Annotated in this window: 14 protein-coding genes, 10 pseudogenes and 1 other annotated feature; of the genes and pseudogenes, 7 read left to right on the forward strand and 17 right to left on the reverse strand. The window is 64.6% G+C overall.

The genetic code is table 11. The annotated features are described in order from the left end of the window. Positions 1–14 precede the first annotated feature (14 nt). The 8 genes and pseudogenes from AZL_RS34280 to AZL_RS35540 form a co-directional block, all read right to left on the reverse strand. Positions 15–1111 (reverse strand): IS630-like element ISAzs14 family transposase gene (locus tag AZL_RS34280; RefSeq protein WP_148219284.1). Its coding sequence is split into 2 segments (ribosomal slippage): positions 15–595 and positions 595–1111, totalling 1098 coding nucleotides; the frame shifts between segments, so codons are not numbered across the junction. Positions 1112–1120: 9 nt separating this feature from the next. Further along, positions 1121–1498 carry a recombinase family protein gene (locus AZL_RS14740; RefSeq protein WP_012975314.1) on the reverse strand — a complete coding sequence of 126 codons (378 nt, stop codon included), beginning with the start codon at positions 1496–1498 and terminating at the stop codon, positions 1121–1123. Positions 1499–1710: 212 nt separating this feature from the next. After that, a pseudogene (locus tag AZL_RS14745) lies at positions 1711–2475 on the reverse strand (ISKra4-like element ISAzs26 family transposase); the annotation flags it as partial. Positions 2476–2494: 19 nt separating this feature from the next. Further along, positions 2495–3187 (reverse strand): plasmid pRiA4b ORF-3 family protein, encoded by a 693-nt coding sequence (locus AZL_RS14750; protein ID WP_042443261.1) that lies wholly within the window; start codon positions 3185–3187, stop codon positions 2495–2497. 30 nt (positions 3188–3217) lie between these two features. Beyond that, the gene (gene tnpB, locus AZL_RS34285; protein ID WP_042443902.1) at positions 3218–3370 is read right to left on the reverse strand and encodes an IS66 family insertion sequence element accessory protein TnpB; all 153 of its coding nucleotides are present in this window, start codon (positions 3368–3370) and stop codon (positions 3218–3220) included. Further along, positions 3367–3783, reverse strand: a complete 417-nt coding sequence (locus AZL_RS14760; RefSeq protein WP_042443257.1) for an IS66-like element accessory protein TnpA — start codon at positions 3781–3783, stop codon at positions 3367–3369. The genes tnpB (AZL_RS34285) and AZL_RS14760 overlap by 4 nt, the downstream gene beginning before the upstream one ends. Positions 3784–3885: 102 nt before the next feature. Continuing rightward, positions 3886–4071, reverse strand: a pseudogene (locus AZL_RS35535) (IS3 family transposase); the annotation flags it as partial. Positions 4072–4373: 302 nt separating this feature from the next. Further along, positions 4374–4493, reverse strand: a pseudogene (locus AZL_RS35540) (IS110 family transposase); the annotation flags it as partial. A 110-nt stretch (positions 4494–4603) separates the two neighbouring features. Between AZL_RS35540 and AZL_RS14770 the strand changes: the two are divergent. Further along, a complete protein-coding gene (locus tag AZL_RS14770) occupies positions 4604–5944 on the forward strand; it encodes an IS1380-like element ISAzs3 family transposase (protein ID WP_012973088.1) in 1341 nt (446 codons plus the stop codon). A gap of 121 nt (positions 5945–6065) precedes the next feature. Here the strand turns inward: AZL_RS14770 and AZL_RS34290 are convergent, their stop codons facing one another. The 3 genes and pseudogenes from AZL_RS34290 to AZL_RS14785 form a co-directional block, all read right to left on the reverse strand. After that, complete coding sequence (locus AZL_RS34290; RefSeq protein ID WP_012975317.1) at positions 6066–7142, reverse strand: IS110 family transposase; 1077 nt, start codon at positions 7140–7142, stop codon at positions 6066–6068. A gap of 63 nt (positions 7143–7205) precedes the next feature. Beyond that, positions 7206–7298, reverse strand: a sequence feature (AL1L pseudoknot). Then, positions 7212–7582 (reverse strand): annotated as a pseudogene (locus AZL_RS14780) (transposase); the annotation flags it as partial. It overlaps the preceding feature by 87 nt. Before the next feature lie 50 nt (positions 7583–7632). Further along, positions 7633–8007, reverse strand: coding sequence for a hypothetical protein (locus tag AZL_RS14785; RefSeq protein WP_148219333.1), 375 nt, complete (start codon positions 8005–8007; stop codon positions 7633–7635). 217 nt (positions 8008–8224) lie between these two features. On the opposite strand from AZL_RS14785, the pseudogene AZL_RS14790 reads away from it, so the two are divergent. Next, positions 8225–8371, forward strand: a pseudogene (locus tag AZL_RS14790) (ISAs1 family transposase); the annotation flags it as partial. A 41-nt stretch (positions 8372–8412) separates the two neighbouring features. Here the strand turns inward: AZL_RS14790 and AZL_RS33465 are convergent. Continuing rightward, positions 8413–9093, reverse strand: coding sequence for a class I SAM-dependent methyltransferase (locus AZL_RS33465; RefSeq protein WP_052293677.1), 681 nt, complete (start codon positions 9091–9093; stop codon positions 8413–8415). Between the two features lie 123 nt (positions 9094–9216). Continuing rightward, positions 9217–10002: an FkbM family methyltransferase gene (locus tag AZL_RS14800; RefSeq protein ID WP_012975321.1), complete on the reverse strand. Its 786-nt coding sequence runs from the start codon at positions 10000–10002 to the stop codon at positions 9217–9219. A 216-nt stretch (positions 10003–10218) separates the two neighbouring features. Here AZL_RS14800 and AZL_RS14805 point away from each other — a divergent pair. Next, positions 10219–10599 (forward strand): annotated as a pseudogene (locus tag AZL_RS14805) (IS256 family transposase); the annotation flags it as partial. A 303-nt stretch (positions 10600–10902) separates the two neighbouring features. After that, positions 10903–11979 (forward strand): IS5-like element ISAzs10 family transposase, encoded by a 1077-nt coding sequence (locus AZL_RS14810; protein ID WP_012973766.1) that lies wholly within the window; start codon positions 10903–10905, stop codon positions 11977–11979. Between the two features lie 149 nt (positions 11980–12128). Here the strand turns inward: AZL_RS14810 and AZL_RS14815 are convergent. From AZL_RS14815 to AZL_RS37625, 4 pseudogenes are all read right to left on the reverse strand, one after another. Continuing rightward, a pseudogene (locus tag AZL_RS14815) lies at positions 12129–12823 on the reverse strand (transposase); the annotation flags it as partial. A gap of 19 nt (positions 12824–12842) precedes the next feature. Beyond that, positions 12843–13106 (reverse strand): annotated as a pseudogene (locus tag AZL_RS14820) (transposase); the annotation flags it as partial. Between the two features lie 40 nt (positions 13107–13146). Next, positions 13147–13847: pseudogene (locus AZL_RS14825) on the reverse strand (IS3-like element ISAzs24 family transposase); the annotation flags it as partial. Positions 13848–13901: 54 nt separating this feature from the next. Beyond that, positions 13902–14000: pseudogene (locus AZL_RS37625) on the reverse strand (transposase domain-containing protein); the annotation flags it as partial. Between the two features lie 98 nt (positions 14001–14098). Here AZL_RS37625 and AZL_RS14830 point away from each other — a divergent pair. The 3 genes from AZL_RS14830 (at position 14099) to AZL_RS34310 (ending at position 17229) form a co-directional block, all read left to right on the forward strand. Beyond that, complete coding sequence (locus tag AZL_RS14830; protein ID WP_012975326.1) at positions 14099–14509, forward strand: IS66-like element accessory protein TnpA; 411 nt, start codon at positions 14099–14101, stop codon at positions 14507–14509. Beyond that, positions 14506–14664, forward strand: a complete 159-nt coding sequence (tnpB, locus tag AZL_RS34300; RefSeq protein ID WP_012975327.1) for an IS66 family insertion sequence element accessory protein TnpB — start codon at positions 14506–14508, stop codon at positions 14662–14664. The genes AZL_RS14830 and tnpB (AZL_RS34300) overlap by 4 nt, the downstream gene beginning before the upstream one ends. Positions 14665–15138: 474 nt before the next feature. After that, positions 15139–17229 (forward strand): recombinase family protein, encoded by a 2091-nt coding sequence (locus AZL_RS34310; RefSeq protein WP_012975328.1) that lies wholly within the window; start codon positions 15139–15141, stop codon positions 17227–17229.

The raw sequence follows: 17229 nt of genomic DNA on the forward strand, positions 1-17229 counted from the left end.
TTATACCAAAGCCGTTAAATTTTGACCTGTAAGGCCCACGGGTAACCGCATGTGGAGCGGATGCGGCCGGGTTCGGCGAGGATGCGGTTCCAGACGCGACAGCAGACGTCGAGGATGGCGTTGAGGTCGGTGAAGAGCCGGTGGGACAGCAGGGTGTCGCGCATGACCTGCCAGAGCCTTTCGATGGCGTTGAGTTCCGGGCTGTAGGGCGGGAGCGGCACGAGGGTGATGTTGGCCGGCACGGCGAGATCGCCGCTGGTGTGCCATCCCGCCCCGTCGATCACCACGGCGGCATGGGCGCCGGGGGTGACGGTGCGGCTGATCTCCTCCAGCATGAGGTTCATCGCCTCGGTGTTGGCGCGCGTCATGACGATGGCGGCTCCGGTGTCGCGCTCAGGACAGACCGCGCCGAAGAGATAGGCCGACTTGAAACGATGATCGCGCACGGCGCGCGGCCGGCTGCCGCGCGGCGCCCAGCGCCGGGTCAGGGTGCCTTTCTGGCCGATGCGGGCCTCGTCCTGGAACCAGACCTCCACGGCGCTCGCCTCGGGGTGGTCCTCTCCGATGGCGGCGAGGCGTTCGGCGAAGTTTTTTTAAACGCCTCCTGGGCCGGTGCGTCGGCCTTGGGATGGATCGGGCGCGGCGTCAGGAAGGACAGCTTCATGCGGTGCAAGCGGTCCTGCATGCCGGTGCGGCTGTAGTCCGCCCCGAAATGCCGCAGGGCCAAGTCGCGGATGTGGCGAACCCGGTACTCGACGACGCCGTCCCGTTCGACCTCGGGGCCGGCGGCGATCAGGTCAGCCAATTCCGGCTCCAGGGCGTCGGCGAGCAGCGGCGGCCGGCCGCAGCGCGCCCGATCCCGCAAGCCGTCCACCCCTTCGGCGTTGTAGCGCACGACCCAGTCGCGCAGCGCTTGCCGGTCCATGCCGGCTTGCCGCGCCGCTTCCGCCCGGCTGACGCCGTCCAGCGCCATGGCGATCGCCAGCAGGCGCCGGCACACCCGCCCATCGCTCTCGCCGCGGGCGAGGCGGCGCAGGTCTTCCGAGCTCAGGTCGGGGCGGATCGGCAGGGCGGACATGGCTGTGCTTCGCTCAATGGTGAGACCTGGCACAGGGAATCACTACCGGCGCTGAACCGCAAGCCACAGACCCGGCGAGTCAGAAGTTTCCGGCTCTGGTATTAGGACCATCCGCCCGGCCGGCGAGGTGGTATCGGCCCATGGCTCCGCGAGTGATCGGAGACCCGCACCGGCTCCCTGGAGCTGCTCCGCAATATCGAGAAGATCACGGGTTGACCGGGCCAGCCTGTCGAGGCGCGTGACCGTCACAACGTCATCGGCCCGGAGTTGGTCGATCAGCCGGGCAAGCTGTGGCCGGTCGCGCTTTGCCCCGGAGACCTTCTCCTCATAAATCCGCCGACAGCCGACCGCCTGTAGCGACGCCCGCTGCTGCGAAAGATCCTGGTCGTCGGTGGAGACGCGCGCATAGCCGATGAGCATGGGGCATCCGTCGCAAAAGTCATCGCGAAACTCTTTCCTTTTGCGATAGACTTTTGCAACATCAAAAACTCCAAGGTTCCAGTCCGGTACCTACCTGTCGCGAAACTCAAGAGTTTTGCGAGGCAAGCAGCCGGCACAGGATCGCTGCACGGCTCATGTTCTCAGGCTGTTCTCAGATCCCGGACAATCTGATCACTTTCGTGTAGTGACCCCACCTCGTGCAGGCGGCGCCGCGGCTTTTTGTCGTGCGTCTGCACGAAGCCGAAGAACCGGTCGACCCGCTCCTCCGGCACCGCCTTGCCGGCGATCACCTCGAAGCTGGTCGTTTTGTCGTCCCAGCTGCGAACGTACCCGCCATCCACACCGACGACGATCGGCCCCTCCGGGGCCGGCAACTCCCGCCAGTCCGCCGGACATCCGTCGATCAGAGAGAAGCGCTCCTCCCCGAGAGCGGCCTCCAGGCGGTCGGCGACCCGGGACAGGTCGCGGCGAACGGTGGTCGGATTGGTCGTATCGGCGATCGGCAGCACATCCTTCAACAAATCGGTGGTGATTCCATACGACACCAGCGAGGCCCACTTGGCCTCCAGGAACAGCAGCTCCGGCGCCGCGCGCTCGGTGAACAGAGCGCGCAACGGGCTGACGCTTCCGCCGCCTTTCCCGTCGCAGCCACACCGATGCAGACGCCGGCCAGGCACGTCCACCGTGCCGAACAAGGTGCGGAACCGGATCGTCCGCAGCCCCTTGCTGGTGCGGACGCACCCGCAATCCGGGCAGCACCGGTGGCGGGCGGTGTAGTCGGCCGCTTGGGCAGCGAGCAGGCGCTCCTGGGTCGCCCGCAACATCCGCTTGGCCTCCTCCAGCGACAAGCCGAGTTCTTCCACCCGGTCGGCCGGCTTGGCCAACCCGAGAACCTCGTCGTCGGCGACCACGGTCCCGTTCTCGTCCTCGATCTGCAGCCGTACCCTGATCCGCATCCTCATCTCCGCCTCCGGCTCACCAGACCTGCTGGTGCATCAGCGGCTTGTGCTCCTCGGCGCGGAAGCGCTCATTGATCTGGATTCGGCTGAACTCCTTGGGCCGGAAACGCTCGCGCGCCCGGGTGCGCGCGAGGGTCCGCTCGAAACGATCGCGGACGTCGGGATCGTCCAGCACCGCGGTGGTCCGGTCACGGGCGACGGCGGCGAGCACCTCCGTCATCTCCGCCAAGTCCTCCCACGCGTCCCAGCCCACCAGATCGTCCTGACGCTCCCGGTAACCCGCTGGCCCGCCACAGCCCTCCGGAGGACAAGGGTGTTCCCCGCCGATGCAGACCGGGTAGACGGCGTCGGGCTGCGCGGCGAGCCGGTCCTCCACCCGAAGTTCGTGACGCCAGAAGGCGCCCATGTCGTAGGTGTAGCGCAACTTGCCGCCGATCCGCAGGCGGAAGGTGTCGAGGACAACCCGGGGTGAGACGAGGGCCAACTCTGTCGACCCATACCCAACCGCGCGAAGATCGAACCGGTAGAGGTGGATGCCTTCCCAGCCCAGGGCGACCTGGAGGATACCATGCAGTTCCTGCAAGGTGGTGGAGGCCTGCACCAGCAGCCGGCGCCACGCCGAGGGGCTGATGTCCAGCAGACGGACCTTGAGCTGCAGGATTGGCAGATCCGGTGCGGGCTTCGGCTTTTTGACGGGGCGGCGCGCCATGGTCTCTCGGCAAGCGGTGATTGCCACACTCTACCGCAGCACGCCGGCCGCGCCTATCGCCTGTCCCCCAGGATTGTTCTGCTCTCCCTGCTGGGCGAGCATGGCCAACCCGTCCATGCCCTTGCGCATGTCGGTGGCGCCCATCGCCAGATAGACCCGCACCCCGGCGGGAACCGAGATCATGGCGAATCCAACGCGCCGACCAGTCGGCGCAGCGTGGCCGGGGCGATATCTTCGGCGACGCGCAGCACGCGGCCGTTGGCGAGAACCACCTCGACCAGGGCGGCACGGCGCTCGGCTGAGGGTGCCGGCTCCGGCGCCGACGGCGTCTTGGTGGGAGAGAGCAGGCCGGCGGACGGCGGCCCCTCCAACACATGAACCGGCACGAAGGAGGGCGCCGCGGCAGACAGTTCTCCGCTCTTGAACTGTCGGCGCCAGCGGTAGATCAGGCTGGTGCACACGCCGTGGCGGCGGGCCACCGCGACGACGGCGCCGCGCCCGCCGTGGGCCTCGCCGACCAAGCGGATCTTCTCCTCGGCCGAGTAGGTGCGCCGCCCGCCGGCGCCGGTGATGACCTCGATACGTTGGACTGCCACAGTGCAAACCACGCTGCTTGCCACGATGCCAAGCCAGCCACACCCACCGGTGCCGCCGACGTCCAGCTTTCAGCACGCGGCACACTCCTCCCGCAAGGCAGCACTCAGACGACGCTTACCTTTCCTCACCCCGTAGACCTGGAAGTTTTCATTCCAGACCCGTCGGATAGCCAAACTCAGCTCGGCGTCGCTTCGCGAGCGGGCCGGCGCCTTGGCCGGATCGGCCCGCCGGGCGGCATGGGCGCGGTAGGTCGACGGGGCGATCGGCAGCGCTTTGCAGATCGGCTTATATGAGGAGAATCAACGGAAATGTTCGTCAGCTTTTCATTTTACGCTCCTGTAGCGCTATCTGGTATCCACGGCGTGAGCCTGCTTCAATGACGCGGCCCGGAAACCGGGCCTGATCCAACTTATATACGGTCAGTCGACTGGGGCGACTGCACCAACATCCCGCATGCGGCGGGCAAGGCTCAATTGGGCGAGACCATTCTCAAACCGCGGCTGTTTGACAGCCATGCCGATCTTCGGTTCGCCCGTACGGGCTCCAGCGGGAAGGTTTTCCCCGGAGAAATTGATGAGCGCTCGGAACGTCAGGCGGCCTTCAGCACGGCACCTTCAATGACGACGCCCGCACGGGTATATTTCCAAAGCGCGACGAACAGTTTTCGGGCAACGGCGACGATCATCGTCTTCTTGAGCCGTCCCCCATTCCTAGCCGGGAAAATTCATGAGGGTTGGCGGGTGTAGCGGCATCCGTTGAGCGGCCGTAGGATTTGGGTGCTGACGCCAACTCCTGCCGTTTCCGGAGCGCCCACCCGCCATGGTTGATCATACCCTGCCGCTGCCCGGCCTGTCACCCGTTGCTGGAAAGCCGGTGATCGGGCGCTTTGATGGCGGCCGCCTGTCCTCCGATGGCGGGCTGCTGGTGCTGCGGGAGGTGGCGAAGCGGCTGCGGATTGCCGATCGGCTGGCCGCCTGTATTGAGGACCCGCGCGATCCAACGCGCACCGTGCATTCGCTGGCCGACATCATCGGCTTTCGCCTGCTGGCCATCGCGGCGGGCTACGAGGACGGCAACGACGCCGGCAGCCTACGCTCCGACCCGCTGTTCAAGATGGCCCTGGAACGCCTGCCGTCCGAGCGTGACCTTTGCTCGCAAGCCACCATCTCGCGCCTGGAGAACCTGCCGGATACCCGCGCACTGCTGCGCATGGGCCGAGCCATGGTCGATCTCTACTGCGCGTCCTTTCGCCAGGTGCCCAAGCGCATCGTGCTGGATGTAGACGACACCTTCGACACGGTGCATGGCGGTCAGCAGTTGCGCCTGTTCAACGCCCATTATGACGAGTACGGCTTCCAGCCCATCGTTGTCTTCGACGGCAACGGCCGCTTTGTCACCGCTGTGCTGCGCCCAGCCAAGCGGCCCAAGGGGACGGAGATCCGGACCTTCCTGCGTCGCCTGCTCCGCGCCATTCGGGCAAACTGGCCCAAGACCGAGATCCTGCTGCGCGCCGACGGCCATTACGCCTGCCCGGAGGTGCTGGACTGGTGCGAGGCGGAGGGGCTCGACTACGTGCTCGGTCTGCCGACCAGCAGCACACTGCGCCGTCACGTCACCACGCTGGAGGCCAGCACCGCGGCGCGCTTCCAGGCCATGCCCGGAGCCGACAAGGTGCGCCGCTTCAAGGAATTCTATGACGGGGCCAGCACCTGGAGCCGGGTCCGCCGCATCGTCGCGCGCGTCGAGGCAGGAGACCAGGGCACCGACAGCCGCTTCATCGTCACCAACCTACGCCACGGCACGGGTCGCTGGCTGTATGCCGGCCTGTATTGCGCGAGGGGACAGGCGGAAAATCATATAAAAGCCTGGAAATCCCACCTTGCCGCAGACCGGACCTCCTGCACCAAGGCGACGGCCAACCAGTTCCGCCTGTTCCTGCACGCCGGGGCGTACTGGCTGCTGTGGAGCCTGCGCTCGCTGATGCCGAAACGCTCCCGCTGGCGCACGGTGCAATTCGACACCTTGCGGCTGCGCTTGGTGAAGACCGCCGCGCGTATCGTGGAGATGAAGACGCAGATCAAGGTGCACCTGCCGACCAGCGCGCCTGATCAGGCGATCATCCACCTCGCCCTCGGCCGCATGCCCCGGCTCATCTGCTGAGCACCGGGGCAGCGTGCCCCAGCCGTCACCCAATCCCCTCCACCACCAACTCCGACACCGTCACGCCGCCGTCAGCGCGGCGGCCGACGACGCGCGCCCATACAGCCCAACGTTGATCATCTCAACGCGGCGACCAGACCGCTCGCCACCCTGGTGAATAAAGGCGGCTAGCCACCTGATCCTTAAACCAAAGCGTCAGTGCGGAATCCGGCTGGTGGCGGTTCCACAGCCAGGCGATCTGGATCAACGTCGTGCGCAGACGTGGATTACCTGATTTTGAAACTCCCTGCTCGTGATCCACCTGGCCACTCTGCCAGGGTGTCGGCGCGAGGCCCGCGTAGGCGGCGACCTGTCTGCGGTTGTCGAAATGCCGGCAAAGCCCTTCGCCCCACAACACGGCCGCGGCCGCCGCTCCAATCCCTTTCAGGCCCAGCAACAGAGCGGCGCCGGGAAATGCGAGCGCCTCTGCGGTAAGCATGTCGGTACTCGCCCGCTCGATGTCCTTTATCTGTGCAAGCACCAGTTCAAGGCGGTCAAGCTCCCGCGAAATCTGCGCCTGCAGGTGGGGTGGCAATGGGCGGCCATCTCCGGTACGGAGCTCATCAAGCCGCTCCCGGCGATCGCGCCGCAGCGGTTCATAAGCTCCGACGCCATGACTGTAGAGCAGCCCCTTGATCCGATTGACGTGCGCTACCCGTTCATTGACCAGTACCTTGCGTTCCCGCGCGATCCGCCGCCGGTCTTCCTCTTCAGGCGTTGGCGGCCTTACCATTGCACAAACGCGAGGCTCGCCCCGCTTGTAGGCCAGCAACGTTCGGACGAGCGCCTCGCCGTCAATCCTGTCGGTCTTTGCCCGACGACGGCGGCGCGAAATCGCTACCGATGCCGGGTCGACAACGTGACTTTCGATCCCTTCCTGGAGTAGGACCCGATGAATCCAGAAGCCGTCCAACCCTGCTTCCTGGATCACAACAATTGGAAAGATTTGCCCAGTCCGAACCAGAGCCTTGCGTCGTAATTCCGCAAATCGCAAAAGCAGGTCACCAATATCCCCTGCCTTGACCAGATGTTTCGACATCTTCTCGCCACCACCCGGCGTCAGTGATGTGACCAGCCATTTCGACTGGCTCAGCTCAAGCGAAACGAAGATCGCGCCGAGATCGACACGAATGGCGGTGGAATTGGATGTGCTGGACATGACGGCCTCCGGGTTCAGTGCTGGACCAGAACTCTGACCCGGTTCCAGTCGCTCTTCACCTCATAGGATCTCGACCCCGTGGACAGCGCGGTGCGCGTCGATGAAGGCGATCATCGCTTGAACGGGCGGTCGAGCTCCGCCTGAGCAAAATACGCCGACGCCTTGCGCAGAATCTCGTTCGCCTGGCGTAGCTCCCGCACCTCACGCTCCAGCGCCTTGATCTTTTCCTGCTCGTCCGTCGTCGGACCGGGCCGCTTGCCCTGGTCACGCTCGGCCTGCCGGACCCAGTTCCGCAGCGTCTCGGGATTGCAGCCGATCTTCGCAGCGATCGAACTGATCGCCGCCCACTGCGACGCGTGTTCGCCTTCGTGGTCAAACACCATGCGAACCGCGCGTTCGCGCACTTCAGGGGCGTATTTGGGTGATGCTTGCTTCGTCATGTTGAACCCAGTCTCTCAAGAAACGGGGCCTCCAGCAAACCCGGTGCGGTTCACAGCCGGACGTGCGCCACCTGCACCTTGGTGGTGACGCCGTCCAGGACGATCCAGTCCTCGGCCCAGTCGAACTGATAGGCCTCACCCGGCGCGAAGGTCAGCGGCACAAAGGCCTGCGCCGGCGTGGTTACCGGCTGGCGCTGCCGGAAGCGCTTGATGTAGCGGCGCACCGCATCATAGCCGCCCGGAAAGCCCGCCGCCTGCAGGCGCTTGAAGAGGCCCAGGTAATCGAGCCGGTCCCGCGCCGGCTGACGATCGTTCTCCTCGACCAGCCGTTCCAACTCCTTCTGGAAGGCTCCCAACTGCGGATAGGGTTGCACCTGCCGCTCATACCGCGGCGCCGTCTCCCCCGAGCGCAGGTACTTGCTCACCGTCTCCCGCGACACCTTCAGCGACCGGGCGATCGCCCGCTCACTCTTCCCCTTTGCGTGCTCCCGTCGGATCCGCGCTATCGTCTCCACCGTCAGCATCCTCGCTTGGCCACCCTGTCGCACAACCCAGAGTGGAAGTCTGCCAGATCAGGAGGTGGATGGGTTTGGGACGCCGATCACCCCCGAAACTGGCCTACTGTTCCACGCCGATGCACACAAGGACAACGGCCCCGAAAACCTTGCCGTCCTCCGGCTCGCCATCAACCTCGTCTCAAAGGATGCTTCCAAGGGGGCCACCCGCGTCAAGCTGCTGCGAGCCGCCTGGAATTCCGCCTTCCTCCGAAAACTGCTCGCCCAAATCTGATATGCGATTGCCCTGAGGATAGCGGAAACTCCGACAGTCCCCTATGCTCGGGCATGGCCCCAGAAGTTTGGGCAAAGCACCATCGGGAAATGGTTGGAGGCCTGGAGGATAAGCAGACCGGGCCAGCCCAGCGATTCCCGCACCAAATCCTTCTTGAATTCGGTGTCACTGTGGTTGCGCTCGATGGTCACGTCATGGAATCCGGAGCGCTTGAGCAGCCGGTGCAGGCTGCCATAGGTCTGGAGCGAGCAATGCTCACGAAAGATCAGGGCCAACTTCTCGCGATTGAAGGCGCGCAGCGCCAGGATCCAATAGGGCGCATCGATCAGCAGGTTCGGCGTCTGGAAAACAAGGCGTCCCCCCGGCCGCAACACCCTGCGCAGCCCGGCCAGATAGGCTTCCACCTCGGGGATGTGCTCGATGACATCGAACATGGTGATGACGTCGAAGCTCTGGTCGGGAAAAGGCAGGGTCGTACCGTCATAGGCCTGCATCCGCCCCTTCAACGCGGGGTAGGCGGCCTCTCCCTTGGCGAGGGCGGCGGCGTCCACCTCCACCCCATAGACGTCGCCATACCCACGCCGGCGCAGATTTTCAAGAAAGCTGCCATGACGGCAGCCGACATCAAGGATCCGGGCGCCTGGATCGATCCCGAGCGACTGGACGTAGGTCAGGCACGAGGCGGTATCGCCGCGCTCGCCGTCAAGGACAACCGCGTCCATCACCACCCCACTCAGCGCGATCTTGGACGCCGTCCGCCATCATGGCGGCACAGCCGGTCCACAAGAGAATCACCGGCCATACGGAAGCGGATTTCATCGAAGAGAAAGCAGAAATCCCAGCGATCATGGAACACGGCGGAACAAGAGATTGAAAACAGTGTTAGTTTCAACAACCTCAGGCAGCGGATAGGGCTTGCGGTTCCGCCCGCCACACAGGTCGACACCGACGTTGTTGATCAGCTCCGTCTGATACCCATACTCCTCAAAGGTCTTGCGGAGCGGGATCTCGCCGAACCCATTGCGCAGCAGCTCCCCCCGGTTGATCTCGCACACGACGTAATCGGGCAGGCGGCGCGACAAGGTGCGGTGGGCTCCCTTCATCACATGCTGCTCATGGCCCTCGGCATCGATCTTCATGAGACGGATTGTGGTGAGCTGCAAATCCTCGACAAGATCGTCCAGACACAGGGACGTGCAGGGGAAGACGGCGTCCTCCTGCCCCACCGTGTCCTCCGCTCCCAAAACGCGGGACAGCCCAATGTCCTGGCTGTTGGCCAGGATGCGGCCGGCACCAACCTTGTCCGATAATGCGGCATTGAAGGCCATGATGCAGGAGGCGCCATTGGCGGCAATATGGCGGGCCAGACGGACATAGGTCTGGGGATTCGGCTCGAATGCCAAAATCCGCCCCTGGCCGCGCATGGCCGCAAAGGACAGGAGGGAGTAGTAGCCAACGCAAGCCCCGACATCGATCACCGTGTCGCCGGGGCGAAGAAGCTCAAGAAAGGTCAAGGATGTAAATTGCTCATGGAAAAATCCGGACTCCAACGCCCGTCCCAGTGGGGGCGACAAAAGAAACGATGCCACATCACCATTATGCGGGAACTGGATTTTTTTATAGGAGTTCATTTTGAAATTCCGCGTCAAGACGCATGAAAGTTCAGGCTTCCGCCTTCTTATCCCATCGCGCCACGCCGCTCAACCACCCTGTCATGGACGCTACGCAAAAAGCTCAAGGATCACCGCTGAGCTATGCGGGAAACTGGGTGATGACGGTCTGAAGAGGGCGGCGTATCGAGGTTGGTGACGAAACCTGCCCGAACCTCCACGAGGCAGCGATACGCCATGGATGAGAATAGCAAGGTTGTTTGGCTGCGTCAGCCGGAGGAGATCGACGACCCGCTGACCGCCATCTTACGGGCTGGTGCCCGCCGGCTGCTGGAGCAGACGATCGAGGCGGAGGTGGAAAGCTTTCTGGCCTCCATGAAGGCCGTCACGTTGCCGGACGGCCGCGAGCGGGTCGTGCGGCACGGCCATGGTCCTGAATGGACGATCCAGACCGGCATCGGTCCAGTGCCGGTCCGTCGCGCCAAGGTGCGCGACCGTGGCGGCGCCGAGGCTGGCGAGCGGGTCCGCTTCACCTCGGCGATCCTGCCCCGCTGGGCGCGGCGGACCAAGAGCCTGGACGCGCTGCTGCCGGTGCTCTATCTGCGCGGCGTCTCCACCTGTAAAGGCCGAATGAAGTTTGGCCCATCCGCATTCTCGGTGCAGATCGACGCGAGGATGAGCACATAGAGGGAACACTTTTCCCTCCAGAGTTCCGGTTTCCTTGTCCAAATCACTGCTTTCGTTGCTCCCAGCCGGCCTTGTCGTCGACCGGGTTTCCGTCGACGCTGATCGGGTGCGGAACGTGTCAACGACTGTGAGACAGCCCGAGTTATGAATTAGCAGGCCGCGGAAAAAGGGCTGTGCACGGCTGTCGTGTCGTGATTCCCTCCAGTGAGGGCAAAGGCGACCGTTGAGGGAATGATGCGGGGCTCGGACGAACGCAGCGAAGGTCTTTTCAGCTACGTGAGCTGCGAGGCACGGGTTCCGGCGACCCATCCATTGCGGCCGATCCGGGCCATCGTGGACGAAGCGCTGGAGGTGATGTCACCGGCGTTCGAGGGGCTGTACTCCAAGATCGGCCGGCCGTCGATCCCGCCGGAAAAGCTGCTGCGGGCGCTGCTGCTCCAGGCCTTCTACTCGGTGCGCTCGGAACGCCAGCTGATGGAACAGCTCGACTATAACCTGCTGTTCCGCTGGTTCGTCGGCTTGTCGATGGACGCTCCGGTGTGGGACGTGACGGTGTTCACCAAGAACCGGGAGCGTCTGCTGGCCGGGGATGTGGCGGCCAAGTTCCTGGCCACCGTGCTGGGCCAGCCGAAGGTGAAAGCGCTGCTGTCGGACGAGCACTTCTCGGTGGACGGGACGCTGATCGAAGCCTGGGCCAGCGTGAAGAGCTTCCGGCCCAAAGATGGCAGCGGTGAGCCGCCGGGGCCGGGACGCAACGGCGAACGCGACTTTCACGGCGAGAAGCGGTCCAACGAGACCCATGCCTCGACCAGCGACCCCGAGGCGCGGCTGTACCGCAAGGGCAACGGGCAGCCGGCGAAGCTGGCCTTCATGGGTCATGCGTTGATGGAGAACCGGAACGCCCTGGTGGTCAATGTCCGGCTCACCGCGGCGACCGGCTTGGCCGAGCGCGAGGCGGCGGTGTCCATGGTCGAGGCCATCCCCGGCCGCCACCGCATCACGGTGGGCGCCGACAAGGCCTACGACACCAAGGATTTCGTGGCGAACATGCGCGAGTTGGGCGCCGCCCCGCACGTCGCCCAGAACACCCGCAACCGCCGCTCGGCCATCGACGGCCGAACCACCCGCCACCCCGGCTATGCAGTCAGCCTACGAATCCGCAAGCGCATCGAGGAGGTGTTCGGCTGGATCAAAGGGGCCGGGCTACGCAAGACCCGCCATCGCGGCACGGCCCGTGTCGGCTGGATGTTCACCCTGACCGCCGCCGCCTACAACCTGATCCGCCTGCCAAAGCTACTGGCGGCGGCATAATCACGCCCGGAGTCCGCCCAAAAGGCGGCCTTGGGCGCTCCAGGCCGGGGGTGCACCCGCTGATTTCGACCAAAGCGGGTGCAAAAGGCCCAAATTTCGAGCCTCCGCAGAGGCAAGGACGCCATACACGAGCCTTTTTCCGCGTCCTGTTAGGCTTGGATGCTCTCCGGCTTTTGCGGCGGATTGATCCAGACTTCGATTGGCTTTGCGGGTGGTTGAGGCGCTTTGCGAACGAAACGCTCCGGTGTGCGGCGAAAGGCACGGTCGAGGGTTTGCTGGCGGGCGGCATGGACGGCGTCGGCTTGGCCGTAATGGACTTGGTCTGGGGTCATCAGGCCGATGCCGGCATGGTGGTGATCCCGGTTGTACCAGGTGAAGAAGTCCCGGCAGAAGGTCCTGGCATCCTCGATGGAGCCGAAGCGCTTGGGGAATTGCGGCTGATATTTCAGGGTCTTGAAATGGGCCTCCGAGAATGGGTTGTCGTTGGAGGTGTTGGGTCGGCTGTGCGATTTGGTGACGCCGAGGTCGGCGAGCAGGAGAGCGGTCGCCTTGGCCTTCATCGGGCCTCCACGATCGGCGCGCAGGGTCAACTGGCCGGGTGGGACGGCGTTCTTGGCCAGCGTCTCCTCGAACAGCGTCTTGAACAGGGTGGCGCTCTCGGCATCGGCGACGCACCAGCCGACCACCCGGCGGCTGAAGATATCGAGGATCACGTAGAGGTAGTAATAGGACCATTTCATCGGCCCCATCAGCTTGGTGATGTCCCAGGACCAGACCTCGTTCGGGGCCTTGGCCAGCATTCGGGCTTCCGGTAGGCCGGATGGCGGAGCTGAGAGTCGGACTCGGAATCGTCATAGCTGTGTCTATGTCCTGGCCACCCGTCTTGAGAGCAGTTTGACGCTTGCGATGAAGATCCAGGCGACGGCACTCTCGACGGTGGCCTCGAAGTCCTTGGCGAGGCGCCGATTGCGGTTAAGCCAGGCGATGGTGCGCTCGACGACCCAGCGCCGGGGCAGCAGTTCAAAGCCTTTGGCGGCGTCGGACCGCTTGACGATCTCCAGGGTCCATGTCCCGATCTGGGCCAAAGCGGTTTCCAGTTTGGGTCCAGCGTAGCCGCCATCCGCGAAGTGAACCGCGCCGGTTTTCCCGGAGGCCGGTTTGGTTGAGTCACGCCGCCATAGGGACGTCCTCGTTTTGGGCATAATAGCGTGCTTCGGCCTCGGCGGGAGGAATGTTGCCGATGGGTTCGAGGAGGCGTCGGTGGTTGAACCAGTCCACCCATTCCAGGGTAGCGAACTCGACAGCCTCCAGGGTGCGCCACGGCCCGCGGCGGCGGATCACCTCGGTCTTGTAAAGGCCGTTGATGGTCTCGGCCAAAGCGTTGTCATAGGAATCGCCGATGCTGCCGACGGAGGGCTCGACGCCGGCTTCGGTGAGGCGTTCGGTGTACCGAATGGCGAGATATTGCGATCCACGATCGGAATGATGGACGAGGCCGCTGCCCTTGGTCGGCCGGCGGTCATGCAGAGCCTGCTCCAAAGCATCCAGGACGAAGTCGGCGTGGGCGGTGCGCGACACCCGCCAGCCCACGATGCGGCGGGCGAAGGTGTCGATGACGAAGGCGACGTAGACGAAGCCCTGCCATGTGGCAACGTAGGTGAAATCGGCCACCCACAAGGCATTCGGACGAGAAGCCTGGAACTGGCGGTTCACCCGGTCGAGCGGGCAAGATGCCGCCTTGTCGCTGATCGTGGTGCGCACCGCCTTGCCGCGCATCGCCCCCTTCAAGCCCATGGACGCATCAGGCGAGCCACCGTGCAGCGCGCCACGTCGAAGCCCTCCCGCCGCAACTGCCGCCACACTTTCCTCGTAAGCGTCGTCTGGCGACTGCGGCGGAATTGGGTTGACGGCTCCGCTTCCGTTCACCCGTGGTCGGGAATCGTGAGGTTCCAGGGCAGGAGATCGGCGATTCGGTTGATCGGGTGATCCGCGATGCGGTCGAGCACATGTCGCAGGTAGGCCGTACGCCTCCGGTGAGAGCCGCCTTGGCAAAACAGGGTCTGACGTTTGAGTTTTGCGTTGCGCGTCATCGCGCGGACGCAAACGAGTTGCAAACGTCATGGCTTATCAGCGGGTCGAGGTTTTGACGGGCCGGGAACGGCGGCGGAGCTACACGCCGGCGGAGAAGGTGCGGATGGTGGAGGAGGCGTTTCGGCCCGGCGTGGTGGTGACGGAGGCGGCCCGTCGGTTGGGCGTGCACGAAAGCCTGCTATATCGCTGGCGGGACCTGATGAAGGTCGGCGGGACGTCCGTGGCCGAACCGTCCAGCTTCGTCGCGGTGACCATCACGCCGGAGCCGAGCGTCACGGAACCGCCGGTCGTGGCCCCCTCTGAGCCATTGCCGCTTTCGGCGACGCCGGCCACGCGCCCGGCGGTCGTCGAGGTCATCCTGCCCAGCGGGGCACGCCTGCGTCTGGAAGGGGCGGTCGATCCGGCCCTGGCGGCGGCCGTCGTCGGAGCCCTGGCATGATCCCGGTGCCGAGCGGGGTGCGGGTGTGGCTGGCCACCGGACACACCGACATGCGCAAGGGCTGGGCGAGCTTGGCGTTGCTGGTGCAGGAACGCTTCGCCCAGGACCCGCACAGCGGCCATCTCTTCCTCTTCCGCGGACGCCGCGGGGATTGAGCGTCATTCAGCATACAGTTTCGAGTCGGCTCGCGTGGAGTATCCGTGGCACCCGCTGTACGGGAAGACATTGAGGGTGGTGAGCCGGACAGTACGTGGTGGTCACTCCGTCCTGTGGCTCGAGGAACGCCCTGATACCGCCCGGGAATTGCCGGCCTGGATGTGCGACGCGGCCTACTGCCTTGATATGGCGGCATTGTGTCCGCCGCAGACCACAGTCGCAGCCCTTAGCGCATTGGCGGCAGTTCTCTCGGATCTGCGGGACTCGATCGGCGACGGCGCAGCATCGGACAACTCACCCACGGAGGAGGTTGCCGATGACCAGACGACCGCGGCCGACGTCCCAACTCTCGCTCGCTCTCTCTGTTCCGCTTCAGGACATCGCCGTTCCGGACGAAGTCGTGCAAGTACTGGCGGATCTCCTCTTGGAAGCTGTGGGCGCCCATCTCGACATGGAGAACAGGGAGGAGGCCCATGAGCACCAAGATCACCGTTGATCATCTGGGCCGCGGTGCCGCGATCTATGTTCGCCAATCCACACCTGGTCAATTGATCAACCACACGGAAAGCCGTCGCCGACAGTATGACTTGGCTGATGCCGCACGGGCGGCTGGGTTCGTCGATGTCATGATCATCGATGAGGACCTTGGCCGCTCCGGTTCCGGCCTCGAATGCCGTCCTGGCTTTCAGAAGCTGGTGGCGGCGGTCTGCGCCGGCACCGTCGGTGCCGTCTCTTGCATCGAGGCATCGCGGCTGGCCCGCAACGGCCGGGATTGGCACCACCTCATTGACCTTTGTGCTCTGGCTGGGGCGTTGGTCGTCGACCCAGATGAGGTCTATGATCCAAGGCTGCTGAACGACCGCCTTCTGCTCGGCCTGAAGGGAACAATGTCGGAGTACGAACTCAGCCTGCTGCGTCAACGCGGCATCGAAGCCCGAGACGGAAAAGCCCGTAGGGGCGAACTGCGGTTCACGCTACCGCCCGGCTACTGCTGGAACGAGGCCGGACGGATCGAAATCGATCCTGACGCGCGCGTTGCCGGCGCGATCCGGATGCTGTTCAGCAAGTTCCGCGAACTGGGCAGCGCCCGCCAAGTTTTTCTCTGGGCGCGCGCCGCCGAGCTGTCACTCCCCGTCGTGCGGCGCAACCTCATCGCCTGCAAAATCCTTTGGCAGCCGCCGGCCTACCACACGGTGATCCAGGTCCTGCAGAACCCGATCTATGCCGGCGCCTACGTGTTCGGCCGACGGGGTAATCGGACTCGCGTTGTCGAGGGTCGGGCTCGGAAGACGAGCGGGCATAAACGAGAGCGCACCGACTGGAATACCCTGCTGCGCGACAACCACGAGGGCTACATCACCTGGGCCGAGTTCGAGGAGCATCAGCGCATGCTCGAGGAAAATGCCCACATGCAGAAGCGTGCCGCCCGCAAAGCTGGCCGTGGTGGCCGTGCTCTGTTGACCGGGCTGGTCCGGTGCGGGCACTGCGGTCGCAAGATGCGGGTCTTCTACGGCATGCAGTCGGGGCATGCCCACCGGTACCAATGCCGAGGTGACGATGCCCATGTCGGTGTCGGTCTGTGCATCGGCATCGGCGGTATTCGTGTCGACCGGGCGGTCGTGGCGCAGATGCTGGAAGCCGTCTCTACCAGAGCGGTGGAGGCTGCCCTGCTTGCCGCCGACCAGGCGGCTGCGGCGGGGGCGGAAGAGCGGGCAGCGCTGGAGCGCGAGTTGGAGGCGGCCCGCTATGATGCCTCGTTGGCGGCTCGCCGGTACGACCTCGTGGAGCCGGAAAAGCGCCATGTTGTGAGAGAACTGGAAGCGCGCTGGAATACGGCTCTGGAACGGGTGGCGCAGATCGAACGTCGGATTGCCGAGGCCGAGGCGCGCTCATCGGCGCGCCCAAGGGTGAACAGGGCGGCTCTTCTGGGGTTGGCTCACGATCTGTCGGCGGCCTGGAATGCACCGACAGCGGACACGCGAACTCGGCAACGTCTGACCCGGCTACTCGTGGAGGAGGTGGTGATCGACCTCGACGACACAGCGCACGAGGCGGTGCTGCGGATCCACTGGGTAGGTGGCCGACACACCGAACTGCGTGTCCCACGGGCCAGGACCGGGCGTCGAGCGAACAAAGCACATCCAGGAGCGGTGGAGGTCGTGCGCAAGCTGTCCGGGCATTGGCCGGATCATGAGATCTCCGTCACGTTGAACCGCATGAAGTGCCGAAGCGATAACGGAGAGACCTGGACGACCGTGAAGGTTCGGTTGTTGCGGGAGCGACTTGGCCTTTCCGATTTCGACCCGACTGTACCCCGTCCCGAGACGCTGACGGCCGACAAGGCAGCGAAGCGGCTCGGCATCTCGATTCCCTCCGTACACCGCCTTATTCAGCGTGGGATCCTGCCGGCAACGCAGCTTGTCTCATCGGCCCCGTGGCACATTCCCGTGGCAGCCTTGGACACGGACGCCGTGCGAACGGGCGTGAACGAGATTAAGGCGCGGCGCCCCAAGAACCTCATTGATTATCAAAGAGATGAGACGATGCCGCTGCCAGGATTGTGA

It is taken from the genome of Azospirillum sp. B510, from assembly GCF_000010725.1.
Lineage (GTDB): Bacteria > Pseudomonadota > Alphaproteobacteria > Azospirillales > Azospirillaceae > Azospirillum > Azospirillum lipoferum_B.